Raw genomic sequence first — 24,628 nt, forward strand, 5'->3', positions numbered from 1 at the left:
GAGACCAGAAATGAAACGATCCGAGATCAATCGCATCAAGGCCGACGCACAAGCTTTCATCCACTCCTTTGGCGCAGTCCTGCCGCCATTTGCAGACTGGTCGCCGGATCAGATGCGCAGCGAACAGGCCGCCGGAATTCGCGAACGCAGCCTTGGCTGGGACATCACGGACTACGGGCAGGGAAAGTTCGACGAGTTGGGTCTGTTTTTGTTCACCCTGCGCAACGGTAATGAGAAAGACCTAAGCGAAGGTCGCGGTATGCTTTATGCCGAAAAACTGCTGATTTCGCGTGAGAACCAGCTGTCCCCTATGCACCGTCACATCGTCAAAGCCGAAGATATCATCAACCGTGGTGGCGGCGATCTCGTGATGGAGATCTACGCATCTGACGCGAAAGGTGGGATTGATCGCGACAATCCCGTGGTTGTGCCAAGTGATGCCTGCCCGGTGACCATCCAGCCCGGAGAGCATCTGCGCCTGAAACCCGGTCAAAGCGTGACATTGATGCCCGGTATCTGGCACGCCTTTTGGGCGGAACAGGGCGATTGTCTGATCGGCGAAGTTTCAACCGTCAACGATGACCGCACCGACAACGTGTTCGAAGCTCCGATCCCTCGTTTCGCCAACATCGAAGAAGATGCCGAACCCGATTTTCTGCTGGTGGCGGACTACTAGGGTCAGCTTCCCAATCCGGCGCTGTTCAGGCTATCCATCAGCTTGCGTTTGAATGGTTCATCCAGCTGCCAAATCGAAAAGATGTCAGGTGCTTTGGCCGCGATGTCCGGCTGCAGTTCCAGTAATCTGTCCAACGCAGCCTTAGCTTGCTGCTGGTCCCCGGCCTCGACACTCAGGGCCGCGCGCCAGAGATGTGTCCAGAAAAATCCAGGCATATCGATCCGGTCAAGTACGGTCAGGGCTTCTTCGTACTCACCTTGATCGAACAGATAGAACACGCGCGGAAAATGATACCAGTGTGGGTGTACGGGGTTCAGCGCAATGGCCCGATCAACGATGGCCAGCCCCTCGACCCAATCATCTCCAAACGCCAGCCGCATCCCGTAATGGGCCAGAACAGCCGCGTCGTTGGGATTGAGCGCAACCGCTGCCTGACCGGCCTGTTTGAACCCTACGATATCACCCGTGACAAATCGCATGTTCGCCAACATCAGATGACCCGCGGCCAGATTGGGATCCGCCTGAATCGCTTTACGCGCAGCCATATCCGCTGACGCAAGAATTTCAGCTCGATCCCCCCCGAGGTTGAACCGGATCTGCTGCAGATAAAGGTTCGACAACACAGCCCAGGCTTCGGCATAACCGGGGTCTTGTTTCACCGCATTCTGAATGCAGGCCAGTACGTCGCCATGCCGCTCAAGATTGATGGTGATCTGATAGCTGTAGTAATCCAGCACGCAATCATAGGCATCGCGATTTCCCGGCGGCGTACGTGCAGCGGTTTGCATCGCGTTCTGCGTCAACAACCCATACTTTCCGGCCAGCTGACCGGTCACATCCCGAACAATCTGATCCTGAGCCGCATAGATCTCGCCCGGGGACTGCCCGACCGTGTAGGAGCGCACCCAGGAATAACGCCCTTCATTCAAATCGATCAGGCGCGCTGAGAGGATGACTTGATCACCGGTTTCCAACACTGACCCTTCCAGCGCGAAATCCGCCCCGAACTCGTCTCGCAATTGTTGTGGGTCCATCTCCTGCTGGCGATACCGGCTGACAGTACCCAGCGGCAATATCCAGAGATCGCGAAACCGCACCAGTTCGGTGGTCAGCTGCTGCGTAATACCATCTGCAAGCGTTTCCTGAGCTTCATCTGGTGATGTGAAGGGAAGAACAGCGATGACCGGTCCGTTGGGCAATTCCGGATCGCGCCCGGGGGCCAGAGTGATCTGAACCACTGCAAACAATATCAAACCGAGCAGCAAACCCAAACTTGCGACCAGATATGGCCAGCGAAAACGCTGTTCGGGTTCGACGCTCGTGTTCGGATCATCCTGCGAATGCGGGTCGACGATTTCCACGCGCTCAAATCGGGGGGCATATCCACCTTTTGGGATCGACAGCCGGATCGGGTCATTCCGTCCCGGGCCCGCATAATAGCCGTCAATATCCTGACGCAACCGGCGCGCCTCGAGCCGGACAACCGGATCGACTTGCTGATCGAAACTCGCGTCGCGATCAAAGACCGACATGGCGATCGAAACGCCTTTGATCTGATCCGCGCGCCCCGCCAAATACTCATTGACAACATAGGTCAGGAATGCCCGGCGTTGCGGCGTCGCGGCAAAATCCGGGTGCTTCAGTAAGCGCGAAAGCTGTTCGCGGATGTCCTGTTCCGAAATTGTCACTCGTCAGAGCCCCAATACTAAAAGCTTTTAAAACCGGTGAGTTACCGTGTGCGATCAACGGCTCTTACTCTGTTTACCTCGCAGGTAGCAACATGTTCGCACTTCACGGAACGATGCGGATGGCTAGGACGGGCGGACTGTTTGCCAATTCGGCGAGCTTCAAGGGGTCAAGGAGAGCGCCTGAATGTCGGCCATCATCGCTACCGATGCATTTACGTACGCCGCACATAAGCACAGCGACGCCCCTTCTTTTTCTGCCCCGTACGAATTCTGACACCACCATCCACAGGAGCCGTCCTAAATATGGCACGCCGAAACTTTTTGGTACTGACAACCGCGCTGCTGGGCCTCACTGCCAGCGTCGCGATCGCGCAGGAGCATTTTGACCCCAAGGGCAAAGCACCCTCACGCTTCACCGTTGAATTTCAAGAGTTGATGCGTGACTCTCTGCCGTTCGAAGATCAGCGCGACTTTGAAGAAAGCAGCAAGGGCCTGATCGCCGTCCCCGACTACCGTCAGATCAAAACCGAAGACGGCATCGTTGCCTGGGATATCGGCAGCTACGACTTCCTGCTTGAGGAAGGTCAGGAATTCGACTCGATCCACCCGTCGCTGCAGCGTCAGGCAATCCTGAACATGAACTATGGTCTGTTCGAGATTCTGGATGACAAAATCTATCAGGTCCGCGGTTTCGACCTGTCCAACATTTCGTTCATCCGGGGCGACACTGGCTGGATCATCTTTGATCCGCTGGCTTCGAAAGAGACAGCTGCAGCAGCGCTGAAACTGCTGAACGACACGGTCGGCGAACTTCCCGTTAAGGCCGTAGTCTATTCACACTCGCATGCTGACCACTATGGCGGCGTCCGTGGTGTCATCAATGACGAAGACGTTGCAAATGGTGTAGAGGTCATCGCGCCAGCTGGCTTCATGGAACATGCGGTGTCCGAAAACGTCTATGCAGGCAACGTGATGAACCGCCGCCTGTTCTTCCAATATGGCGTGCTGCTGCCGCGTAACCCCTATGGTCACGTGGATCAGTCGATCGGTAAGAACATCTCGGCCGGGACCACCGGCCTGATCGAGCCAACCCGCTATGTCTCGGACGATTATGAAGAGATCACCATTGATGGTGTCCGCATGATCTTCCAGAATACCCCCGGCACCGAAGCCCCTGCCGAGATGAACACTTATTTCCCCGACCTCAAGGCCTTCTGGGCGGCGGAAAACATCACCGGTACGATCCACAATATCTACACCCTGCGCGGTGCACTGGTCCGCGATGCGCTGAGCTGGTCTAAGCACATCAACGATGCGTTGTACGAGTTCGGCCAGGAGGCAGAGGTGATGTTTGCTTCTCACTCCTGGCCACGGTTCGGCAATGACCGCATTCAGGAAGTGATGCGGGCGCAGCGCGATACCTATGCCAACCTCAACAACGGCGTTCTGAACCTCGCCAACAAAGGCGTCACCATCAATGAGGTGCACAATGTCTATGAGGTGCCGGAAAGTCTGCAACAGCAATGGGCGGCGCGCAGCTACCACGGTTCGGTCGAGCATAACAGCCGCGCGGTTATCAACCGCTATCTGGGGTATTGGGATGCTAACCCGACCACGCTGACACCGCTTTCGCCTGAAGACAGTGCTCCGTTGTTTGTCGAGATGATGGGCGGTGCCGAACCGATCATGGCGAAAGGGCAAGAACTGGTCGATGCCGGCAAGTATTTGGAGGCGACCGAGATCCTCAACAAACTGGTTTATGCCGAACCGCAGAACCAGGCTGCCAAGGACCTGCTGGCCGACGCGTTCGAGCAGATCGGGTACCAGAAGGAAAGCCCGTCGGTCCGCAACTCATTCCTGGGCGCGGCCTATGAACTGCGCAACGGTATCCCACAGGGTGCCACCATCGAAACCACCGGTCCGGATACGATCAAGGCGATGCAAACCACCATGTGGCTGGATTTCCTCGGCATCCGCGTCAACAGCGAAAAAGCGGCAAACATGGAGTTCACCATCAACCTGTCGATTCCCGATCGCGATGAGAACATTGTGGTTGAAATGAGCAACGCCACCCTGACCCATATCGTTGATCAGACTGCGGAAAACGCCGACCTGTCGATCAGCCTGAACCGCGCTGATCTGGAAAAGGTCATGACCGGCGAACGTAAGCTGACCGACATGCTGGCAGATGGAACCGCCAAATCTGAAGGCGATACCGAGATCGTAGCACAACTGGCCTCGACACTTGATCAGTTCGATCTTGGCTTCGAACTGATGCCGGGCACCGGCGCGCAGGATCTTACCCCTGAGGCAAACGACTTTGCCCAGCCTGCGCTCGCGAATTCCAACGGCGGCTGATAACCCCATCAGTTAGCTGACTCGGGTTCGCAGGGTTGGCTTTCGCCTTGGAAGGCGGGTTTTCCCGCCGGAAGACGGGCCGTCGCAACCGGTCCGTCTTTTCCTCATTGCTTTTCCCGATTATTTTTGTCAGTTAAATACCGACCTAGTCAGATTCTCTGGATTCACGCCCGGTCACCGCCCTGCCCGACGCTGACCAAGAGACAACCAGATAATGACAAAATCGCTTGCTGACCTGCTGGCCATGGATGCTGTTGCCAGCCGACATGGATGTGCATTGAAACCGAAACTCCGCGAGGCCATCGAAGCCGACCTGCGGTTCCCTGCACATGCCACCGCACCCCGCCCGGAAACAGAGCTGACCGCAGATGAGCTGCCAGAAAACGTGCTCAGCCTGTCGGCGCATTCCCCAAATTCTGAAAGGAAGCGCGCATGAGCTTTTCAGTCTATGGATCAAACGGCGACAGACCAGCTGCGGGCAGACCAGACTTCGATGATTTTGAGCTGGGACTGTTGCCTGTTATGCGACACTTCATCCTCAGTTTTGCCGATTCCGATACGCAATCGTGGCAACACGCCTATTCCACGGCCATCGAACGCTGGGGCGTTGATCAGGGCCTGAACATCGCTCATCTGATCTATAAAATCGTCAAGGTCACGTTGCATTGCCGCCCGGCGGGGTTGGCCTTCAACGACCCGCTTTGCCTTGAACAGCGTGGGTCACTGACATGCGATGAGCTTGCGCTGATGAAGATGCTGCATCACATGCGGCGCGACAACACGCCCGAAGCGCGCGATGCCGTCAACCTTGTTACCGGCGGCTATCCGGATGCCCATCTGATTCAGGCTGGTCTGACGCTTGCCAATCGCTTTCCGACCGGTAACGACAGACGCGGCGACACCTCCCGTCGGCCGATGCTTCGGGCCGTGAAGTAAAAACCTATCCCCGCGTTGACCAAGCCTTCAGCTGGCGCTTGACAACGCTATCGACACCAGACTAGCTGACACGAGATGGTTCCCGACGGTTTGCCCGAGGGATGAAAATGGGAATACGGTGCGGTGCGTTCTGCGTACCAATGCCGTGACTGCCCCCGCAACTGTAGGCGGAGAGCGAAGCCAAAAGACCACTGGCCCAAAGGCCGGGAAGGTTGGCCAAGCATAGACCCGCAAGTCAGGAGACCTGCCATCAGATGTTTAACCAACCCGGGGCGGGGCGTCCTGGAAGGAGGCTTTGATGGCGCGTAATCTGCGTGTGTACATAAACGGCACCTTCTGTCCGCACTTGGCAACAAGTGGAGCGGACCATGCCGGAAGCAACTGAACCCTTCGTTTTGTGTTTTCAGAATTGGCAACGGTGGCGCTTCGCAAACACGCCCTGCAGTGAATTTTATGTTACGTTATTACATTGCTAATTATTCAGATTGACAGTAAGTGGAGCGCGTAATGCCAGAAAACTCTGATCATTTCCTGTTGATTTGCGAGACCTGTCAGGGCTCGGACAGTGCCGATGCGCTTCGAGCGGCGATTGCGGATAAGCTTCCGTCCTGCTTCGCCATCCGAGGGGTTTCCTGCATGGCTGGCTGTTCACATCCTACGACTGTTGGCTTTCAGGCAGCGGACAAAGCGCAATACCTGTTCGGTCGCATTAGTTCAGCGCAGGACATTGAAGCGCTGGCCGCGTTTGCCTGGCAATATCAGGACAGCGCTGACGGCTGGACCAATGCTACGGACAGACCCTCTGCCCTTTACACCAAAACCTTGTCGCGCATGCCGCGCATCTTGTCTGGAGGTCAGGCATGACATTTCTGGTTGCCGAAAATCTCGAGTATTATGCATTGAACGGTGATGTGCTGCTGCAGGGTGTGTCCTTTGATCTGGACGAGGGATCAGTACTGGCCATCGCAGGCCCGAACGGCGCAGGCAAAACCACCCTGCTGAACTTGCTATGTGGTGTCGAAACCATCGCGCTCGGGGATGTACTGATACGCGGTCAAAGCCTGCGATCGCTATCGCCTCAGGATCGCGCCCGGACCATCGCTGTTGTAAGCCAACAAGAGTTGCCCGATGGACGGTTACGACTGAGAGATTACGTTGCCTTGGGGCAGATTCCCATCAAAGGCGACCGATCTGCAGATGAACATAAACAGGCATTGGACAGGATATTTGACCTGACCGAGCTGCATCATCTGGCAGGCAAGCAGATGTCGACCCTGTCCGGAGGCGAGCGTCAGCGCGCGCATATTGCGCGCGCTTTGGCCCAAAACCCGTCGCTGCTGTTTCTGGACGAACCCACCAACCATCTGGATCCCGACGCCAAGGGGCGCATGCTCTCGCTGGTCGCCGATCTTGGTATCACCGTGGTCATGATCGTCCACGACCTGGTCATGATACCAGAATTCGCCACCCATGTTGCGTTGATGAAATCCACCCGACTGACGGGTTTTGGACCGGTCAGCAACATCCTGACGCCACAGCGCGTGCGCGAAACCTTTGGCGTCGAATACCTGTGTTTTCAACACGAAGACCGGGTGATCCCCGCACTCGACATCCGAAAAACCAAGCTTACAAACTGACAGGAGCTTTCCATGAACCTGAAACTCTGGCCCGTGGCGCTGATCATCGGCCTCGCCACCAGTGCGGCCGCACATGAGGTCACCGTAGACAATTGCGGCGAACCGCTTGTTTTTGACTCAACGCCCGAACGGTTGGTCGTACACGACATGAACATGACCGACATGGCCTTTGCGCTTGGCCTGCAGGACAAGATCGTTGGTCTGACCGGTATCACCGGATGGTACAAGACCAGCCCGGAATTCGACACGCTGCGCGGTGACATCCCCGAGCTGGCGCCGAAATACCCCACTGTCGAAAATCTGGTAGCGGTAGAACCCGATCTGTTCTTTGCCGGGTGGTATTATGGCATGAAGCCCGGCGGCGAAGTCACTCCGGACACGCTGGCCCCGTTCGGTATCAAGACCATGGTCCTGACCGAAAGCTGCGTACACCTGAACAAGGACCGCCCCGAAGCCAGCATGGACCTGTTGTTCGATGACGTTCTGCGTCTGGGCAAAGTCATGCATGTTGAGGACAAAGCCGAAGCTCTGGTCGATGGCTGGAAGGGCCAGCTGTCCGCCATCGAAGCCAAAACCGCAGATCTGGCGAAACCACGCGTCTTCCTGCTGGATGGTCCGGCTGATGCGCCTTTTACCGCGGGCAAGTTCGCAATCCCTGACGCGATGATCACCGCCGCTGGTGGCGAAAACGTAACCCATGATCTGGACACCAGCTGGGGCCGCACCTCGTGGGAGGCCGTCGCCGCCACGAACCCTGAATTCCTGGTTCTGCTGGACTACCAGACCGGCAACGGCGCTGCGGATACCTTCAAATTCCTGCAAGAGCATCCGGTGATGTCCCAGACCGACGCAGTCAAGAATGAACGCTGGATCGGTCTGCGCTACGAAGAGCTGACACCTGGACCGGCAAACATCGAAGCGATCGAGAAAATGGCGCGCGAAATGCACGCCGAGATCAACTGATATGGGCCCGTTGGGCCGGACAACACTGCTGGGGGCGGCCGTTCTGGTCGCCCTTTTGCTGGTGTCGACAATCTATGGCACCACGCCGATCCCTGTTGCGGACGTCCTGACCGCCATTTCGCTTGGCACTGGCATCAGCGAAGGCGACATGTCCCCGCTGCATCGGATCGTGTTCGACCTGCGTTTACCACGCGCTCTTTTTGCTGCTGTCATCGGCGCGGGCCTTGGTGTTGTCGGGGTCGTGCTTCAGACCACCACTCGAAACGATCTTGCCGACCCGTTTCTGTTTGGCCTGTCCTCTGGCGCTGCCGCGGGTGCAGTTCTGGTTATCACCGTTACCGGCGATGTTCTGGGCATCTGGACCTTACCACTTGCAGCCTTTTGCGGTGGTCTCATCGCATCCGGAGTTGTTCTGGCTTTGGTGCAGAGCTTACGCACAAGTGCACCGGAAAAACTGATCCTTGCCGGGCTTTCGGTCTCATTCCTGTTCTCGGCAATTACCAACTATCTGATCTTTGCCGGCGACAACCGCGCAGCCCATTCCGTGATTTTCTGGATGCTGGGCGGGCTTGGATTGGCGCGGTGGGAAACCTTCCCCCTTGTCCTTGCGGGACTTGGCCTGATCCTAGCCTATGCGCTCTATCGCAGCCGATGGCTGGATGCGCTGCTGACCGGAGACTTCACCGCTTCGACTCTGGGCATACCTGTCAAAGGACTGCGATACAGACTGTTCTTTGCAGCAGCCTTGGCGACGGCAGCGTTTGTATCTGTGGCGGGCGTGATCGGGTTCGTCGGCCTTATGGTCCCGCACATTGCACGCGGTATTGCCGGACCACTTCACAAGAACCTGTTGATAACGGCGGCGCTTGTAGGAGCCGTGCTGCTGACCCTCTCGGACATCCTGTCCAGACTTCTGCTGGCACCACAGGAACTGCCCGTGGGTATCGTGACAACATCGATCGGGTCGCTCTTTGTGTTCATTTACCTGTTCAGATCAGGAAGGCGTGGCTGACCGGTTGAACCGGTCACATGGGATGATTGGCGACCAGCGGGTGTTCTGTTGCAGACCGCCTGCTGAGTCGGGGGGCTCGGCTATCTTCTGCCAACCCGATGATCACCGATCCAGGCGCGCTGATCCCAACTGCTGATCTGTTCAATTGCCCATCTCATGACAGGACCATCCACCGAAGGATTTGAGGTCAGAAAATCAACGGTTTTCAGGATCGCATTCTGCGCAAACGCATAGTCGATCACCTTCAGTTCGCCACTCAGCACATCGCGCTCGACCGTAGTAACCGGGAGCTCGGCCCAGCCGAGACCATCGCTCACCAACTGCTTGCGAATATCCGGGTTTACGGACACCCAGACATCCGGGCTGAAATGTCGGATGCTTGACGATGGCAACCCTTCCACGATCTGCCGGTAGAAGGCCAAATCACTTCGGCTGACACGTTTCTTATCGGCCAGAGGGTGATCGGCACGACAGACCGGAACAATCCTTTGAAACCCGATGCCGCGGCTTTGATAATGTCGTTCCCCTTCCGGTGCCTGAATTACAAATGCGCCATTGGCCTCGCCACTCTCGACCGCATTCAGGATCATGTCCCTTGGTCGCTGTTCGATGCTCAACTCGATCCCGGGAAAGGTCCCGGACAGTTCTGCAATTAAGCTTCTGACCCGTTCGACCAGCAACCCATCCTCGACATAAAGTGAAAAACTAGGCTCCATCGCACCGTTCAACGCTTCTGCCTGACCACGCAGGGCGTCAACGCTTTCCAGCACTGTTCTGGCATGTCGCAGCACCGAGATGCCCTGCTCGGTCAAAACCGGCCGATAGCCTTTTCGATCAAAGAGCGGCAGATTCAGGTCAATTTCGAGATTTGATATCGTCGTGCTGATAACGGACTGAGCCTTGCCCAGATTACGTGCTGCGGCAGAGAATGAGCCACAGTCGGCGGCGGCAACAAACGCGCGAAGCTGATCGATATCAGACATTGAAAACTCCATCAGGAATTACGATAGAGTTTAACTTTCTATATCACATATAGGTCTGGTTAAAGGGCGCGGAAAGAATCGGCTTTGCTGTGAGGACAACACAAATGAGAACGCCCCCTCTTCTGGTCTTGGGTGCAGCAACACTGAGCCTGCTTACCCTCGGGCACATGGCCGCTGCACAATCGCCGGCATGTCAGACTTCGCTGGATATCGATGTTCCGGCCGAGTGCGAGACCATTCCCGTGACACATCCCGTTGAAGGGCTTGGGAATTTTCGGCAGCTGACCACTCCCGACAACGGGATCAAACCAAATCTGCTGTTTCGTTCGGATCAACTGGATGAGTTGTCCGAGAATGCAGTTTCAGAACTGACCGCCATTGGCATTGAAACCATAGTCGACCTGCGTTCGCATGAAGAGCTGGAAACCCACCCGAACACGCGGCTTGATACGGTCGAATTTGATGTCAATCTGCCAATCGGCTCTGATCCCGCTGACATAGCCAAGATCATGCCGGTCGAAGTTGCAGCACAGATCCGTCCGTTGTGGTTCGATGGCAAGTTCGACGAAATCGATCAATTACTGGATGATCATAACGTAGACCTGCCGCAGGTACGGATCGATCGCTACCGGGATTTTGCGACCAAATTCGATCCCCAGGTCTCACGTTTCCTGCATCTGCTGACCGATGATCAGAACTTTCCACTGCTTTTTCACTGTGCCGGAGGCAAAGACCGGACCGGATATATGGCGGCGGTCACTCTGCTGACGCTGGGCTATTCCGAACAGGATGTGATGCGCGATTACCTGACCACAAATCTCTATACTTTCGACGAACTGGAACAGTTGGTTGGCAAAGGCCCTCAATCGCTCCAACCCGCATTTGGGGCCCATCCCGAGCAGATCCAGGCATCGCTACAGACCATCACCGACAAACACGGTTCATTCGAAGCCTATCGTCGTGATGTTCTGGGTATTAGTGACGCTGAGGTTCAGATGATCCGGCAGAACTTGCTAATCCAGAACTGATCAATAAGCGTGCATCAGGCCTGCGGAAACCGGATTTCAAACCGGGCGCCCTGATCGGACGAAACCAGATCGATCCGGGCACCGTGTGCGGCCAGCAAATTTGAGGCAATGTTCAGACCCATTCCTGTGCCACCCTGTTCACGCGCAGTGGTGAAAAATGGCGCAAAGATACGGTCCCGGTTCCCTTCGGAAATGCCGGGGCCGTCATCCTGCACGATTACCCGCCCCGGGGTCGAGGTTAGACTGACCCGCCCTGCCCCATGACGGCGCGCATTGTCCAATAGCTGCCCAAACACCACTTTCATGCCCGAAATAGCCAGGGGCTGCGGCACCTCAGCACCATCGATGGTCAGCTCAATTTCAGGAAACTCATCGCGCAGTGTCGCCTCCAGCTCCGCAAGTGTTGTTTGCCCGTGATGCTCGGGCACACGAGACGCGGCGACCCGATTCAAAGCGCGCAGCTGGGTCTGCATCTGATCGTTGGCACCGATGATCTGATTCAAAACGACGCGATCCTGATCATCCAACCCTTCTGCGTCCTGCAGCAATTCTGCCGCGGCGCGCACGGCTGTAACCGGCGTTTTCAGTTCATGCGTCACATGGTCGGCGAAGTTGCGGATCGACGCCTCGCGCCTCTGCAGCGTAGCCGCCATATCCAGAACCGATCCCGCAAGGCGAGATAGCTCCTGTGTTCCGTAATGACCCGGTGGCGAGGCAGATTCGCCCTTGTGAACAGCGGATGAATACTCAGCCAGTGCAGTTATCGGCCTCAACAACAAACGTACTAGCAAATATCCCAGAAATGCGGTGGCCAGACCAATCAACACGGCAAGCAGAATTGCAGCGTTGCGAAACCCAATCTCGGGGCCAAGATAACGCAGGGCAATTAGGCCAAGCAAAGACAAGGCCAATGTTCCGGCCAATCCTCCACCCAGAACCAAACTCAGAGATGGGCGCCATTTACGCCTTAGCCTTGCCATTGGCCCATCCGCAACCCGATGCCGTGCACGGTTTCAATCGCACTTGCCCAGCCCTGATCCCCCAGCTTGCGCCGCAAATTTCGCAGGTGACTGTCGAGCGTACGGTCCGAGACAGGGCTGCCTGAACCATAAATGGCGTCGATCAGTTGCGGCCGCGAAACAATTGCCTCGGGCGTTTGCATCAAGCGCCGCAGGATCGACAATTCAGTCGCGGTCAGCGTCAGTGCTTCGCCCTCCACCTTTGCCGAATGCCCAGTCGGGTCCAATTCAAGTGGTCCATAGCGCAGAACCGTTGCAGCACCACGGACTGTACTGCGCTTTAAAATGGCCTTGATCCGCGCCACCAACTCACGCGGGCTGAAGGGCTTGGTGACATAATCATCGGCGCCGAGTTCAAGTCCCAGCACCCGATCAATCTCATCATCGCGTGCAGTCAGAAACAGGATCGGTACGTCCGACCGTGCACGCAGCCTGCGACAGACCTCCAGCCCATCCAACTCGGGCAGGCCAACATCCAGAACAACCAGATCAGGCGCCTCCCGCATGGCATGGGTCAGGGCCATCTGCCCGTCGCGCGCAGTAACGACCTGGTATCCCGCGCGCTCCAATGTGATGGAAACCAGCTCGCGCAGGCGCGGGTCGTCATCCACGACGAGGATTTTCATAGCCAGTCTCCGATCCCAATTCAGCGTTCAGACTACGGCTCACCCGATCCGCGCGAAACCCCCATTCCCGCCAGTTGGCAATATGCGGGGGATAAATCGTGCAACCCGTCGGGCGCGCAGAGGCCGCAATCTCGGCCGAGGCCATCGGACCCAGCTGGCAAACATAGTACTCATCGTATCGTTCGGTGTGCCGCAGGTTTTCTCGGGCGATCACAGCGGCAAAATTCACAAACGAACACGCATAAAGGACCGCAAGTCCAAGGGCAGCAGATCGCAGCAGCAACCATCTGTTTGACCGCCCCCTGAGGATTTGCCATGCAGTCAGGCAAAGCCCCGCCGCAACAAGTCCCATCCAGATCGCCGCATGGATGCGCAGATAGGTCAGACCGTATTCCTGCACATAGATCGACAGACGCAGGATCGACGAAATTACCAACAAAACGTTTTGCCCCAGCCAAAGCATCATCCAACCGGTCAACCCTTTGCGCTCGGTCAGATATGGCCGCGCGGCCAATGCAAATGCGCCAGCAAGCAAAGCAGTTACCAACAGGGGGTATGCCCCACGATGGGCATATTCCGCATGGCTCATACCGTCGGGCAATTCGACATTACCCCACAGGAAAAAGGCGTCCATTACGGTCTGAACCGCCAACATAAGGTTGAACAGGATCAACGCATTCGCCACGGACTGCGCGTTCAGTCCAATCGCTGGCAACTTTCGCTGTTTGGCAGGTCCGGACTTCGGTGACAGTATTCCCGGCTGGGACGCAACCGCCAGGACAGGCCAGATCATTATCGCTGCGCCAATCCAGAACAGCACCCGCTCAAACCGGATATCAAAACTCCAAAGACCATCCACCCATTCGGACAGAACGGGATTCGCCGACACCATCAGGCTCGCCAGAACCAGAGCGCCCCCAATCGGAAAGGCCCAGGCCCGCAGAAACTGCAGACCAATTCTGTCTTTGTCAGGCAATGCCTGACCATTGCGAAGCGCGCCGATCAATTGCCAGATAGCCAGAATAGGCCACAGACCCAGAAACCGGCGGACGGCAGCGCCCAGATCATGCCTGCTGCCCAAAACAGCCCAGCACAGCGCCACTGTCGATCCGCCAATCAGAAAAGCGATGGACAAGGCCTGCACATATTCCACAACAGGCAAAACGCTGAGGATCAGAAGCAATGCCGGACCAAAAAGACCTGATCGCCGACCCAGCAATACCCAAACTAAACCCGCAACAACCAGCGCGAACACTGCCAGCGAAATCCCCGGCGCATAGTCCAGAAACAACACATCTGCCAATGCAACCAACAGTGCGAGCGCACCGCCGGCCAGTTTCTTGTTCGGACTTGTGGTCCCATCAGACCGGTCCGGGGAATTTTCCGGTTCGTCCAGCCACCAGCTGTCTTGCAACACCGAGGCCGGAACGCCCCGTACAACATACTGTCCCATGATCTGCTCCTTTTTTGTGCGACCATGTCTGGCCCGAACAGGTGCAGATCACCGCGTATCGGTCGTGCAGAATTTGTGCAGAAGGCGAATTTTCTCTTGGGCCGGGCAGATGCTCTTTCCCTCCCCTGCCCTGCTGGCTAAGAAGTTCTCCCAACCGAATTTCAGGAGGCCCCTTTGGATCGTATCGCCCGCACTATCGCCACGGAAATCAACGCGCGACCCGAGCAGGTGGGTGCCGCAGTCAGGCTTCTGGATGAAGGGGCGACCGTGCCTTTTGTCGCACGTTACCGTAAAGAGGTAACGGGCGGGCTGGATGACAGCCAGCTACGAACGCTGGCTGATCGCCTGACCTATCTGCGAGAGCTTGAGGCCCGGCGTGAAACGATCCTGAACTCGATCAAGGATCAGGGAAAGCTAACCGATGATCTGGTCAAATCCATTGCGCAGGCTGATACCAAAGCGCAGTTGGAAGACATCTATCTGCCCTACAAACCCAAACGCCGCACCAAGGCCATGATCGCGCGCGAAAACGGGTTGGAGCCGCTGGTAGATGCAATCCTGAATGACCGGTCGGCAAACCCCGAAACGATGGCCGAAGCCTACGTGACCGAAGCGGTGCCAACCACAAGGGACGCTCTGAACGGTGCCCGGGATATCATCACCGAGCGTCTGACAGAAAACGCGACTTTGCTGGGCGAGTTGCGGAACTTCATGCAAAGCGAAGCCCTGCTAACATCGAAGCTGATCGAGGGCAAAGACAAAGAAGGCGCCAAATTCAGCGACTATTTTGAACACTCCGAGCTATGGGCAAAGGTTCCCTCTCACCGCGCACTGGCAATGTTGCGCGCGTCCAAAGAAGGGATCGTGACACTGGATATCGCGCCGGAACCCGAGGCAGGCGGGGCAAGAGCTGAAGCCATTGTTGCCTCTCATCTGCAGACGCGCAGCGATCAGCCGGGCGATCTATGGCTACGCAAAGTGGCGGGCTGGACCTGGCGGGTGAAACTGTCGCTGTCGATGATGGTTGAGTTGATGGCTGATCTGCGCTCACGCGCACAAGATGAGGCAATTCAGGTTTTCTCTCGCAATCTCAAGGACTTACTGTTCGCCGCCCCTGCCGGGGCACGCGCAACGTTGGGCCTGGACCCCGGTATTCGGACCGGAGTGAAAGCAGCAGTAGTCGATGCAACCGGCAAAGTGGTCGCGACGGATACACTGTATCCATTTCAGCCCAAGAACGATCTGCGCGGCGCGCAGGCTGCTATTCTGAACCTGATCAGCGCTCATAAGATCGAGCTGATTGCCATCGGCAATGGCACTGCCAGCCGCGAGACGGAGCGGCTGGTGGCAGACACCCTCAGCCTGTTGCCTAAAACGGTGAAAGCGCCAACCAAGGTTGTCGTGTCCGAGGCCGGTGCCTCGGTCTATTCAGCCTCAGAACTGGCGGCGCGTGAATTCCCGGATCTGGACGTGTCCCTGCGTGGTGCTGTGTCCATCGCCCGGCGCCTGCAGGATCCTCTGGCAGAACTTGTGAAGATCGAGCCCAAGTCGATCGGTGTCGGTCAGTACCAGCACGACGTGGACCAACATCGCCTGTCACAATCGCTCGAGTCAGTGATCGAAGATGTGGTGAACGCAGTTGGCGTCGATCTGAACACGGCTTCAGCTCCCCTGCTCTCTCATGTCTCTGGTCTTGGCCCAGGTCTTGCCGACGCAATTGTCACGTATCGCGATCTGAATGGCGCATTCGGATCACGCAAGGATTTGCTGAACGTGACCCGACTTGGACCACGCGCCTTTGAACAATGTGCGGGCTTCCTGCGCATACGCGACGGGGCCGAACCGCTGGACGCCTCTTCGGTTCACCCTGAGGCCTATGATGTTGCACGACGAGTTGTCGCTGCCTGTGGGCGCGATATCCGCCAGATCATGGGGAACGACGGTGCATTGAAAGGGCTGCGCGCCGAGCAATTTGTAAATGACACATTCGGGCTGCCAACCGTGCGGGACATCTTTGCCGAGCTCGAGAAACCAGGTCGTGACCCTCGCCCCAGTTTTGTGACCGCCTCTTTCACGGACGGCGTCGAAGAGATCACGGATTTAAAACCCGGAATGGTGCTGGAAGGAACAGTCACGAATGTCGCCGCCTTTGGTGCTTTTGTGGATATTGGCGTTCATCAGGACGGTCTGGTTCACGTCAGCCAATTGGCGGACCGGTTCGTCAAAGATCCGCATGAGGTGGTCAAAACCGGGCAGGTTGTCAAAGTCCGCGTTGTCGAAGTGGACGTGCCTCGCAAACGCATTGGGCTGACCATGCGCAAGGACGGCGGTGCATCTGCACGCGAGGATCAGGCCTCTCGCGGGTCTAAGAAGCAACATGGTCACTCAAAACCACGATCATCACAACACGCAAAATCTGGCCATAATGCGCAGCACAGCGCGCTTGGCGACGCGCTGCGCGACGCATTCAAAAAGCAATAAAGACTACTGACTAAGAAACCCTCTGCCTTTCCTGTGCCAGAGGGTTTCTTTTACTGGAATGCGTCCGGTTCCAGTTCTTCCCAAAAACCAAATATCGCCGATGCGTTCAAACCGGACCGCCAACCATGCGCCCGAAAATGTTCACGATCCAGCTCATCACTTAGTCCCGCCATGAACAGCCGCTTGTCGGCGTCCCTTTGCGTGGGGTTTCGCCGCGAAACCAGTTCCTCGACGATCGAAAGTTTACGCGCCCGTTCTGATCTTTCAGCCGCCCGCGCATCGAAGGCCTGATCTTCTTTCGCCTTTTCTTCAGCGCGCTGGCGCGCGGCAGCAATTGCTTCGGCGCTGGGTTCTGGTGGTGTTTCTTTCCCGGGCGCCTGATAGTCGTCACGCAAAGCAGCCGACAGATACCCGACCGTCGATTTCACGTCCCCCTGCCCCGTCACATAGTCTAGCTTTTGCTGTACATAGTCTTCCCCATGCTCAGCGATCCATTGACGTGCCAGACGATCCGAGACACCCTGTTTGCGCAGCGTCTTGTAGACATCCAGAGTGCGTACGCCATCGCTGTCATCAATCTCGAACATCGCTTTTTGCGGATTGCCTTTGATCCTAAAACGAATGTCCGTGACACTGCGGCCCTTCTTGCGGAACTCAGGCTCGATCAGAATGTCCGAACTTTTGTTCACCTCGGCTACTGCCGTCTTGATGATCTTGGCATTGAGGTGTTTGAAGCTGGAGTAGTAGTCACTGCCATCCACCCCCATCAACTTGCGGAACACATCAAGCGCCCACCATCCGGTCGAGCCTGTGCGGACAAACCGGTAGCAGTTTTCATAAAGGGCCAGCCCGTGCCCGGAGCTGAAGTTACGCTGAATGTGCACATTGATGAGCGCGTAGATCTTTGGGTCATACAGCTTTTGCGCCAAGGCCGGAGAATACGCATATTCACACACGCCATTCTTAAGCTTGGCAAAGCTAAGGAGCGAAGACACCCCCCATTCCTGTCTGCCCTGTTCGTCGAGCATATCCCATTCGGCCACGGTTTCTGCCAGGGCTCGCAAGCTCGCACGGAGTGTATCGAAATCATTCGAGTTGTAGCCGACCATCATTGCCAGAGTACGGGCATCGATCGTATGCGTAGTCGCAGAGGTCAGCGCATCATAGGCATTGAGTAGCAACACATTCGATAGCTTTCGCTGCAACAACGAAAGCTTGCCGCTGATGTGAATCGCGGCAACGTTCTTCTTCACCGTTTCCCGTCGCAATGCGCCGGAAAGGTGGTCCATGTCCAATTGTGTATCTGGCATGATTCTGCCTGACTGCTCGTTTTGGTATTTGTGGCACAAAAGGTACCCATGGATCAATCTTGTTTGGGTGCCCAAATACAGGATGAAGCAAATCCCGCAAACAGGTACCTAAGAGTCAGTGAGGCAGAGTTATCCCCAGGCTGGGACCTGAATAAGAGTCCGAGCACGCAAATCAGGTTCGACTAACGGATCAGATACCGCAACAATAGACCCTGAAACGGTAATATTTCCAATGTCCTGCGAATCGGCACCCTTGCTACTGGATTCTGGCGCTCTAGCACCTGTATCCGGGTACCATTGATCCTGTATTCAGGTACCCTTAAGACCGTATCTTGGTACCGTATTTGGTGTAACTAATTGTTTTAGTTAACTAATAGCATGCTAAATATTCTAAACTATCTAAAGATAATAAACGATTTGTTCGCTTGTGTTCTTATCTATTTGAATGGTTTCGTGGCGAAACCTGGCTAAGGGCGCTTCTTCTGTGGAAAACTCTACATTCTAGGATAGCTTCGAAACGAAATGTTCGCTACATTGCCCGATATACGCCGGTAAGGCGAACATTATCTGAGGCATCGACAGTGAACAAAAGCACCCAACCTCCCCTGCCGCCCTATTTGAATCTCGATCCCGAGATTTCAGCGACGAAGTTACCCGATCCTATCGGGACTTCTCGATTCGCTAAAGCCGCAGCTTTCTGCGCCAAAGGGCGCGAAGATCTTGCCCGGCGCGGCTATGCCCCTGACGGCGAAAAGCGCCTTCGCCGATTCTCAATCTGGGAAATCACCAAGTATCTTATCCCCGTCGCGCCAGCACATCTGCGCCGCGTTCTGAAAGCAAATCCCGATTTGCCGCAAGGCGAAGGGGAAGCGGGTTCCAAATGGTTTACGCTGGAAGAGGTCCTGACGCTCAGACGCCACTTTGCAGCCGAAGGTGTCAGCACCAAAGAGTATCTTCCTTATCGGCCTGAAGGTTTGCCAGCCAAGGTTGTAGCTGTCGCCAATTTCAAGGGCGGCGTAGGCAAAACCTCGACAGCTGCACATCTGGCTATGTCCGCTGCGCTGGATGGCTACAAGGTTCTGGTGATCGATCTCGACAGCCAGGGTTCTATGACATCCATACTTGGGGGACGGGTCGCAGATGAATGGCAGACGGTCTTCCCTCTGATCGCCAAGGATTATGCGCGTGCTGTGCAAGAGGAAAACCGCGTTCGGACCGCCGCTGGTCAGCCCGAGATTCCGTTGGATGAGACATTGCAGGAGGCACTGACTACCCTTCCCGGCGACGTCATCCAGAAAACCCATTGGCCCAATATTGATTTGATTGGCGCTCAGCTAAACCTTTACTGGGCTGAATTTCAGATCCCGGTCTGGCGCATGGGGCTGCGCAGCTGGCCGCTGTGGGATGGCTTGACGAACTTCCTGCAAGATGAAGGTGTGCTGAATGATTACGACATCGTTTTCCTCGATACGCCTCCTGCTCTTGGGTACCTAACGATCAATGCTTTGGCAGCAGCGGACATTTTGCTGGTGCCGCTAGGGGCATCGTTTCTTGAGTTCGACTCGACGGGGCGGTTCTTTGACATGCTCTATACCACCTTCGCCAGCATCGAAGATGGAGAGAATGCAGCGCAACGCGCGGCTGGTTTACCGGAACTAAAGTTCGAATGGGATGTAGTGCGTGCGATAATCACGCGGTTCGATGCCAGCCAGCAGACGGACATGGCCAACGTAATCCAGGCGTATTTCGGAGATTTCATGAATGCCTATCGGCAGGATTATACGGCATTGGTCGGGCAGGCTGGCGAGCAGGTGAACGGCATCTACGAAGCAGACTATCGCGATTTCAACCGCGACACCTATGTGCGCGGGCGAGAAACCTTTGATCGGACCTATGCGGAATTCAAAGAGGTTCTGATCGGTTGTTGGTGGCGCGATGCACAGATGGGAGGAGAGGCAGATGGCTAAACGCAGAAGACTGATCGCCCCGGATACGACTGAACTGGAACAGATGGAGGCAGGTTTCGCGACGAAACCCTCGATCAGCCCGTTTGAAACCAAGTCGACAACACCCCCGATTGCCAAGGTGGCAGGTGAAGCCGCATCTCTGAATGGTATGGCCGCTGTGACAGACCGGGTCGCATTGGCGCAGGATCAGGGTGATGCCGCGCGCTGGCGCGATGCGCAGTACGCCGGTCTGGTTGCCGAAATGCTGCCGTTGGAGCAAATCGACGCCGACTTTATTCGCCGTGACCGGATGGTCGAAGATGAAGAGGCGATGGCGGAACTGCTGGAGTCGCTACGCGTTCACGGGTTACGTACGCCGATCGAAGTCACGAAAGTGGACGATGGTTATGGTCTGATTTCGGGGTTCCGGCGCCTTGATGCGTTTCGACGTCTCGCTGAAACTGATCCGCGCTTTGCTGAGATCCCAGCCTTTGTTCGCGAAGCTGGGACAGGGCAGGGCGCATATGTCTCAATGGTTGAAGAGAACGAACTGCGTGCAAACCTCAGCCCGTATGAGCGGGGACGCATCGCCGTTCTGGCAGCTGGGCAGGGGGTCTTCCCAACAACCGAGGCCGCTGTTGATGTTCTCTTTGCAGCGGCCTCAAAAGCAAAGCGATCCAAAGTGCGCAGTTTCGCAGTGGTACATGAGGCGCTTGGAGATTTGTTGCAGCATCCGATTTCATTGACCGAGAAAGCCGGTCTGAAACTGGCAGCGGCCTTGCGTGATGGTGCCCAAAGCAAACTGCGTGAAGCTTTGGCCGGTGCGACGATTGCAGACCCGAAGTCCGAGTGGATGCTGTTGGAGGCGGCGCTGAAAGAGGCTCCTGAGGTATCCAAGGACAAAGCCAAGGGCGGTCGCCCACAACAGGTCCAGCGCATTCCCTCACAAGCGTTGTCGGGCGGAGGTGACATGCGCGCCGAAGTGACCTCAGATGAGTTGCGTATTCGTATTCGAGGGCGGTCGATTTCCGTCGAAGAAGCTCAAAAGCTATTGGGTGAAATCGCCCGAAAGCTGAACTAGTTTCGTTGCGAAACCCAATAATGGCCTGCGGTCGGTCCTTCAAACGGTCAGCTGCAGGTCATCCCGGAAATGGGTACCTTAAATGTGCTTTCCATGTGATCCTCAAAGTGACCGAATAATGCGCATTATGGGTCAGGGATCCCGACTTACAGAAAGTTAACAAAGATGCAGTCACCACTCTGTCGATAGGGTCGATGTACTGCGCTAGACTTTTCAACCTGCGGAGAACACTAAGTCTCCTAGGACCTATTAGCTTTCTCTTCTGGTCAGGTTCGAAAAGAGAGAGCATCTCTAAAGGCAATGCTGTCTCGGACTTCCTATGCTCATCAGATTCTATTCAACATAGAGGAGCAGTGCGTTCGCAGATTGCCCATTCTAGCGGACGGTTGGATCGAACAGTAATAGGGAAGATGAGCTATAGGATTGACCTCTATGGATCATAATTACATAAATAGTGAGTTATAGCGTGGATTATTATACCTCACGATGTGGAACTGGCAGAACCCAAACTGGCCGACATTTTGTTACGACGCCGCAAGACTTGAACCTTACGAACAACAGTTCCTGTTGTCGTCAGGAGAAGTTATAGGCGCAGTACATCATGTGAACGCGTCGGATCGAGATCAATTGCGTATCGACCTTCTGAGCGAAGAAGCGATGAAAACCAGCGCGATCGAAGGTGAGATGTTGGATCGGCTTAGCGTACAATCATCCTTGCGTCGGCATCTTGGACTGACCCCTGACAGCTATCCATCCAAACCTCGTGAGCAAGGGGTTTCTGAGATGATGGTGGATGTTTACTCCAACTATTCGGAACCACTGTCACACAGCACCCTGTTTCGGTGGCATGACATGTTGCTTTCGTATGACAAGCACTTGGAGACGATTGGAGCCTACCGGAGCCACGAGGATGCGATGCAAATCGTATCAGGCCGATTAGACCGCCCAACGGTGCATTTCGAAGCACCACCTTCACATCGTATTCCAACTGAAATGGATCAGTTCGTAGACTGGTTCAACCGCACTGCACCAGATGGTCCCAAACCACTGCGTGCACTGATCCGCGCCGGGTTGAGCCACCTATATTTTGAGAGCATTCACCCTTTTGAAGACGGCAATGGCCGGTTGGGCAGGGCGTTGGCTGAAAAGTCTCTGGCACAGAATATTGGTCAGCCAAGCCTGATTGCGCTGGCTTTCACGATTGAGCGAGAGCGGAAGGCTTACTACGACCAACTCGAACGCCACCAAAAGACGCTGGACGTCACATCATGGCTCATCTGGTTTGCCGAAACCGTCCTAAAAGCACAGCAAGTGACTCTCGACCGGGTTGGTTTCTTTATCTCCAAGACGCATTTTTATGACCGGTATCGTAATCAGTTCAACGCCCGTCAAAACAAGGTAATAGCCCGTTTGTTCAAAGCTGGGCCGGACGGGTTCAATGGGGGGCTGAGCGCTGAGAACTATATATCGATCACCGGAACGTCGCGCGCTACCGCGACGCGCGATCTGCAGGATCTGGTGGAGAAGGGTGCTCTGACCCGAACGGGTGAACTCCGGTATACACGCTATTGGCTAAAACTAGACCGGGAAGGGTAGGGGGCTGAGAAACGGCACCAGCGTACTTTGTACATAATTGCCTCGTGTCAGCGACAGAACTGCCCCCTAAATGCGCTATGGGCGGTGAGAGCAGGCCTTCGCTGCATCAATGCCAACATCCATACATGGCCTTCAAAGCAAGCACTCAACACCATACGTTCATGACCGAAAACAGCCACTAAAGGCTGAATTGCGTGAGGACTCAGTGCTAAGCTCAGGATACCCTTGAAAAGAGCCTCTCACTCGGCTTGAGCGCTGTTGGGGCCGCATTTAGTCGGCAGGCAATAAAACTCTGCTACCAACAGAGCAAACCCGAGGGCTTATGCCTGCCATACCTCATAAAGCACTTCACCAATCTTACTGGCTCTGCCTGATAGAGGTTTAGTCATAGGCCGCCGTGACAATCATTTCTACCTTCAATACGTCGCGTGCAAGCTTAGACTCCCCGCATGCCCGGGCTGGAGCATGGCCTTCGGGCACCCAAGCATCCCAAACAGCATTCATCTCGGCAAAATCAGCCATGTCGGCCAGCCAGATTTCACATTTAAGAATACGGGTCTTGTCACTGCCGGCTTTGATCAGCAGGTCTTCAACTTTGGCCAGGATATCGCGCGTTTGCTCGGATACTGTAGCTGCGTCCGAGGTCTGGCCGCAAAGATAAGCTACGCCGTTGTGTTTGACGATCCGACTCATGCGCTGGCCGGTTTCGATCCGAGTTATAGTCATGTTTTGTACCCTTCCAGTTTTGGGAAGCTTGAGTGATATTGTGTGATGCCAAATGGCGATTGGCAGATAAGATTTATTGCGTCTTGCAGGGATTTCGGGACAGTGTTGGCTGGTTTTATGGTTGGTCGTTTGTCAGCTCGTTTTGGTACCCAAAGAGCGCAGGCAACCCGCCAGTGTGTAACATGACGACTTTTTGCCCGGGTTGGATTTCACCTACGGTCACCAGATGCAACAACCCCGCAAAGGTTTTTGCGGAATAGACTGGGTCGAGGAATATTCCTTCTGTGCGCGCCATCTTTTTTAGAGCCGCGTGGGTCATTCCACTTAGTTTGCCATACCCCGGGGGCAGCGCCTCATCCAGAACGTTTATCCGGTCCTGCAGGGGTGCTGCGTTGATATCCAGCAAATCCGCCAGTTTCTGCAGAACGGTATTCATTCGGGCCTGTTGTTTTTCGCGATCCCGGCGCACGCAGACCCCAAAAACGGAGGCATCGTTTTCTTCTAAGGCTATCCCTGTCAACAAGCCTCCATGTGTGGCTCCGCTACCAGACGGGACGACGACGGCATCAATATCCTGCATCTGCCGGGACAATTCCTGTCCGGCAACGACATAGCCCAAGGCACCTAAGGGTGGGTGGTTCAATCCCAAGTGTATGACATATGGTTTGCGCCCCTGAGCTTTCAGTTCGTCGGCGCGCGCGTGCAACGCAGCATCCGCGCCTGTTTCGTCCTCACCCTCAGGATAGCTCATATGTTCAGCGCCTAGAATCTGAGCCAACAAAACATTCCCGGAACTGTAATATTCCTCGCCCATATCCGGCACACGCTCTTCCAGTTGCAGTACGGACTGCATTCCCAATTTGGCGGCAGCGGCTGCCGCGGACCGTACGAAGTTGGACTGAACTGCACCGGTAATCAAAATGGTATCGGCACCTTGCTGAAGGGCGTCCCCAAAATAGAACTCGAGCTGCCGCGTTTTGTTTCCACCGAACCCCAGACCGGTCAGATCATCGCGTTTAAGCCAAAGGTCTATCCCCAACTCCAAAGACAATCTTTCCAACCGTTCCAAAGGTGTTGCACCAGACATGAGCTGGGCTCGCGGAAATCTG

The 24,628-nt window shown here is 55.7% G+C and carries 21 protein-coding genes and 1 riboswitch; of the genes, 13 read left to right on the forward strand and 8 right to left on the reverse strand.

The window, feature by feature from the left end; all coding sequences use genetic code 11:
- Positions 1-10: 10 nt before the first annotated feature.
- Positions 11-676 (forward strand): D-lyxose/D-mannose family sugar isomerase, encoded by a 666-nt coding sequence (locus tag ACR0IO_RS12535; protein ID WP_480741965.1) that lies wholly within the window; start codon positions 11-13, stop codon positions 674-676.
- Between the two features lie 2 nt (positions 677-678).
- On the opposite strand, the gene ACR0IO_RS12540 is transcribed toward ACR0IO_RS12535, so the two are convergent.
- Positions 679-2,364, reverse strand: coding sequence for a hypothetical protein (locus tag ACR0IO_RS12540; RefSeq protein ID WP_480741966.1), 1,686 nt, complete (start codon positions 2,362-2,364; stop codon positions 679-681).
- A 303-nt stretch (positions 2,365-2,667) separates the two neighbouring features.
- Here ACR0IO_RS12540 and ACR0IO_RS12545 point away from each other — a divergent pair, with 303 nt between their 5' ends.
- The 7 genes from ACR0IO_RS12545 to ACR0IO_RS12575 all read left to right on the forward strand — a co-directional run bounded on the left by ACR0IO_RS12545 (position 2,668) and on the right by ACR0IO_RS12575 (position 9,270).
- Entirely contained in the window at positions 2,668-4,722 is a 2,055-nt protein-coding gene (locus ACR0IO_RS12545; protein WP_480741967.1) for an alkyl/aryl-sulfatase, read from the forward strand.
- A gap of 214 nt (positions 4,723-4,936) precedes the next feature.
- Positions 4,937-5,158 (forward strand): hypothetical protein, encoded by a 222-nt coding sequence (locus ACR0IO_RS12550; RefSeq protein ID WP_480741968.1) that lies wholly within the window; start codon positions 4,937-4,939, stop codon positions 5,156-5,158.
- Positions 5,155-5,658, forward strand: coding sequence for a hypothetical protein (locus ACR0IO_RS12555; RefSeq protein ID WP_480741969.1), 504 nt, complete (start codon positions 5,155-5,157; stop codon positions 5,656-5,658). The genes ACR0IO_RS12550 and ACR0IO_RS12555 overlap by 4 nt, the downstream gene beginning before the upstream one ends.
- A 59-nt stretch (positions 5,659-5,717) precedes the next feature.
- Positions 5,718-5,924, forward strand: a riboswitch (cobalamin riboswitch).
- 241 nt (positions 5,925-6,165) lie between these two features.
- Complete coding sequence (locus tag ACR0IO_RS12560; RefSeq protein WP_480741970.1) at positions 6,166-6,522, forward strand: DUF1636 family protein; 357 nt, start codon at positions 6,166-6,168, stop codon at positions 6,520-6,522.
- The gene (locus ACR0IO_RS12565) at positions 6,519-7,295 is read left to right on the forward strand and encodes an ABC transporter ATP-binding protein (protein WP_170333510.1); all 777 of its coding nucleotides are present in this window, start codon (positions 6,519-6,521) and stop codon (positions 7,293-7,295) included. The genes ACR0IO_RS12560 and ACR0IO_RS12565 overlap by 4 nt, the downstream gene beginning before the upstream one ends.
- Positions 7,296-7,307: 12 nt before the next feature.
- Positions 7,308-8,258, forward strand: a complete 951-nt coding sequence (locus ACR0IO_RS12570; RefSeq protein WP_480741971.1) for an ABC transporter substrate-binding protein — start codon at positions 7,308-7,310, stop codon at positions 8,256-8,258.
- 1 nt (position 8,259) lies between these two features.
- Positions 8,260-9,270 (forward strand): FecCD family ABC transporter permease, encoded by a 1,011-nt coding sequence (locus ACR0IO_RS12575; protein WP_155148497.1) that lies wholly within the window; start codon positions 8,260-8,262, stop codon positions 9,268-9,270.
- An 80-nt stretch (positions 9,271-9,350) separates the two neighbouring features.
- Here ACR0IO_RS12575 and ACR0IO_RS12580 read toward each other — a convergent pair whose 3' ends face one another.
- Entirely contained in the window at positions 9,351-10,253 is a 903-nt protein-coding gene (locus ACR0IO_RS12580; protein ID WP_480741972.1) for a LysR family transcriptional regulator, read from the reverse strand.
- A gap of 104 nt (positions 10,254-10,357) precedes the next feature.
- Between ACR0IO_RS12580 and ACR0IO_RS12585 the strand changes: the two genes are divergently transcribed.
- Entirely contained in the window at positions 10,358-11,281 is a 924-nt protein-coding gene (locus tag ACR0IO_RS12585; RefSeq protein WP_480741973.1) for a tyrosine-protein phosphatase, read from the forward strand.
- Between the two features lie 14 nt (positions 11,282-11,295).
- Here the strand turns inward: ACR0IO_RS12585 and ACR0IO_RS12590 are convergent, their stop codons facing one another.
- Genes ACR0IO_RS12590 through ACR0IO_RS12600 form a run of 3 tightly spaced genes read right to left on the reverse strand, consistent with a single transcriptional unit; the run spans position 11,296 to position 14,379 of the window.
- Positions 11,296-12,261 carry a sensor histidine kinase gene (locus ACR0IO_RS12590; protein ID WP_480741974.1) on the reverse strand — a complete coding sequence of 322 codons (966 nt, stop codon included), beginning with the start codon at positions 12,259-12,261 and terminating at the stop codon, positions 11,296-11,298.
- Positions 12,249-12,926 carry a response regulator transcription factor gene (locus ACR0IO_RS12595; protein WP_155148504.1) on the reverse strand — a complete coding sequence of 226 codons (678 nt, stop codon included), beginning with the start codon at positions 12,924-12,926 and terminating at the stop codon, positions 12,249-12,251. Before ACR0IO_RS12595 ends, ACR0IO_RS12590 begins: the two co-directional genes overlap by 13 nt.
- Positions 12,904-14,379 (reverse strand): DUF4153 domain-containing protein, encoded by a 1,476-nt coding sequence (locus ACR0IO_RS12600; protein ID WP_480741975.1) that lies wholly within the window; start codon positions 14,377-14,379, stop codon positions 12,904-12,906. The genes ACR0IO_RS12595 and ACR0IO_RS12600 overlap by 23 nt, the downstream gene beginning before the upstream one ends.
- A gap of 174 nt (positions 14,380-14,553) precedes the next feature.
- On the opposite strand from ACR0IO_RS12600, the gene ACR0IO_RS12605 reads away from it, so the two are divergent.
- A complete protein-coding gene (locus ACR0IO_RS12605) occupies positions 14,554-16,860 on the forward strand; it encodes a Tex family protein (RefSeq protein WP_480741976.1) in 2,307 nt (768 codons plus the stop codon).
- Positions 16,861-16,910: 50 nt separating this feature from the next.
- Here ACR0IO_RS12605 and ACR0IO_RS12610 read toward each other — a convergent pair whose 3' ends face one another.
- Positions 16,911-18,170: a replication initiation protein gene (locus ACR0IO_RS12610; protein ID WP_480741977.1), complete on the reverse strand. Its 1,260-nt coding sequence runs from the start codon at positions 18,168-18,170 to the stop codon at positions 16,911-16,913.
- 581 nt (positions 18,171-18,751) lie between these two features.
- On the opposite strand from ACR0IO_RS12610, the gene ACR0IO_RS12615 reads away from it, so the two are divergent.
- The 3 genes from ACR0IO_RS12615 (at position 18,752) to ACR0IO_RS12625 (ending at position 22,793) form a co-directional block, all read left to right on the forward strand.
- Positions 18,752-20,137, forward strand: coding sequence for an AAA family ATPase (locus ACR0IO_RS12615; protein WP_209016298.1), 1,386 nt, complete (start codon positions 18,752-18,754; stop codon positions 20,135-20,137).
- Positions 20,130-21,197, forward strand: a complete 1,068-nt coding sequence (locus tag ACR0IO_RS12620) for a ParB/RepB/Spo0J family partition protein (protein WP_480741978.1) — start codon at positions 20,130-20,132, stop codon at positions 21,195-21,197. The genes ACR0IO_RS12615 and ACR0IO_RS12620 overlap by 8 nt, the downstream gene beginning before the upstream one ends.
- 486 nt (positions 21,198-21,683) lie before the next feature.
- Positions 21,684-22,793, forward strand: a complete 1,110-nt coding sequence (locus tag ACR0IO_RS12625) for a DUF4172 domain-containing protein (protein WP_480741979.1) — start codon at positions 21,684-21,686, stop codon at positions 22,791-22,793.
- A 381-nt stretch (positions 22,794-23,174) separates the two neighbouring features.
- On the opposite strand, the gene ACR0IO_RS12630 is transcribed toward ACR0IO_RS12625, so the two are convergent.
- Both ACR0IO_RS12630 and ACR0IO_RS12635 read right to left on the reverse strand, forming a co-directional pair.
- Positions 23,175-23,519, reverse strand: a complete 345-nt coding sequence (locus tag ACR0IO_RS12630; RefSeq protein ID WP_480741980.1) for a RidA family protein — start codon at positions 23,517-23,519, stop codon at positions 23,175-23,177.
- Positions 23,520-23,634: 115 nt separating this feature from the next.
- Positions 23,635-24,606 carry a D-cysteine desulfhydrase family protein gene (locus tag ACR0IO_RS12635; RefSeq protein WP_480741981.1) on the reverse strand — a complete coding sequence of 324 codons (972 nt, stop codon included), beginning with the start codon at positions 24,604-24,606 and terminating at the stop codon, positions 23,635-23,637.
- Positions 24,607-24,628: the final 22 nt, after the last annotated feature.

The organism is Ruegeria sp. CE12 (genome assembly GCF_056537525.1).

What these genes read in the sequence shown, in the direction of transcription:
- ACR0IO_RS12535 (WP_480741965.1), top strand. Translation starts at nt 11, where the DNA reads ATGAAACGATCCGAGATCAATCGCATCAAGGCCGACGCACAAGCTTTC.
- ACR0IO_RS12545 (WP_480741967.1), top strand. Translation starts at nt 2,668, where the DNA reads ATGGCACGCCGAAACTTTTTGGTACTGACAACCGCGCTGCTGGGCCTC.
- ACR0IO_RS12550 (WP_480741968.1), top strand. Translation starts at nt 4,937, where the DNA reads ATGACAAAATCGCTTGCTGACCTGCTGGCCATGGATGCTGTTGCCAGC.
- ACR0IO_RS12555 (WP_480741969.1), top strand. Translation starts at nt 5,155, where the DNA reads ATGAGCTTTTCAGTCTATGGATCAAACGGCGACAGACCAGCTGCGGGC.
- ACR0IO_RS12560 (WP_480741970.1), top strand. Translation starts at nt 6,166, where the DNA reads ATGCCAGAAAACTCTGATCATTTCCTGTTGATTTGCGAGACCTGTCAG.
- ACR0IO_RS12565 (WP_170333510.1), top strand. Translation starts at nt 6,519, where the DNA reads ATGACATTTCTGGTTGCCGAAAATCTCGAGTATTATGCATTGAACGGT.
- ACR0IO_RS12570 (WP_480741971.1), top strand. Translation starts at nt 7,308, where the DNA reads ATGAACCTGAAACTCTGGCCCGTGGCGCTGATCATCGGCCTCGCCACC.
- ACR0IO_RS12575 (WP_155148497.1), top strand. Translation starts at nt 8,260, where the DNA reads ATGGGCCCGTTGGGCCGGACAACACTGCTGGGGGCGGCCGTTCTGGTC.
- ACR0IO_RS12580 (WP_480741972.1), bottom strand. Translation starts at nt 10,253, where the DNA reads ATGTCTGATATCGATCAGCTTCGCGCGTTTGTTGCCGCCGCCGACTGT.
- ACR0IO_RS12585 (WP_480741973.1), top strand. Translation starts at nt 10,358, where the DNA reads ATGAGAACGCCCCCTCTTCTGGTCTTGGGTGCAGCAACACTGAGCCTG.
- ACR0IO_RS12590 (WP_480741974.1), bottom strand. Translation starts at nt 12,261, where the DNA reads ATGGCAAGGCTAAGGCGTAAATGGCGCCCATCTCTGAGTTTGGTTCTG.
- ACR0IO_RS12595 (WP_155148504.1), bottom strand. Translation starts at nt 12,926, where the DNA reads ATGAAAATCCTCGTCGTGGATGACGACCCGCGCCTGCGCGAGCTGGTT.
- ACR0IO_RS12600 (WP_480741975.1), bottom strand. Translation starts at nt 14,379, where the DNA reads ATGGGACAGTATGTTGTACGGGGCGTTCCGGCCTCGGTGTTGCAAGAC.
- ACR0IO_RS12610 (WP_480741977.1), bottom strand. Translation starts at nt 18,170, where the DNA reads ATGCCAGATACACAATTGGACATGGACCACCTTTCCGGCGCATTGCGA.
- ACR0IO_RS12620 (WP_480741978.1), top strand. Translation starts at nt 20,130, where the DNA reads ATGGCTAAACGCAGAAGACTGATCGCCCCGGATACGACTGAACTGGAA.
- ACR0IO_RS12625 (WP_480741979.1), top strand. Translation starts at nt 21,684, where the DNA reads ATGTGGAACTGGCAGAACCCAAACTGGCCGACATTTTGTTACGACGCC.
- ACR0IO_RS12630 (WP_480741980.1), bottom strand. Translation starts at nt 23,519, where the DNA reads ATGACTATAACTCGGATCGAAACCGGCCAGCGCATGAGTCGGATCGTC.
- ACR0IO_RS12635 (WP_480741981.1), bottom strand. Translation starts at nt 24,606, where the DNA reads ATGTCTGGTGCAACACCTTTGGAACGGTTGGAAAGATTGTCTTTGGAG.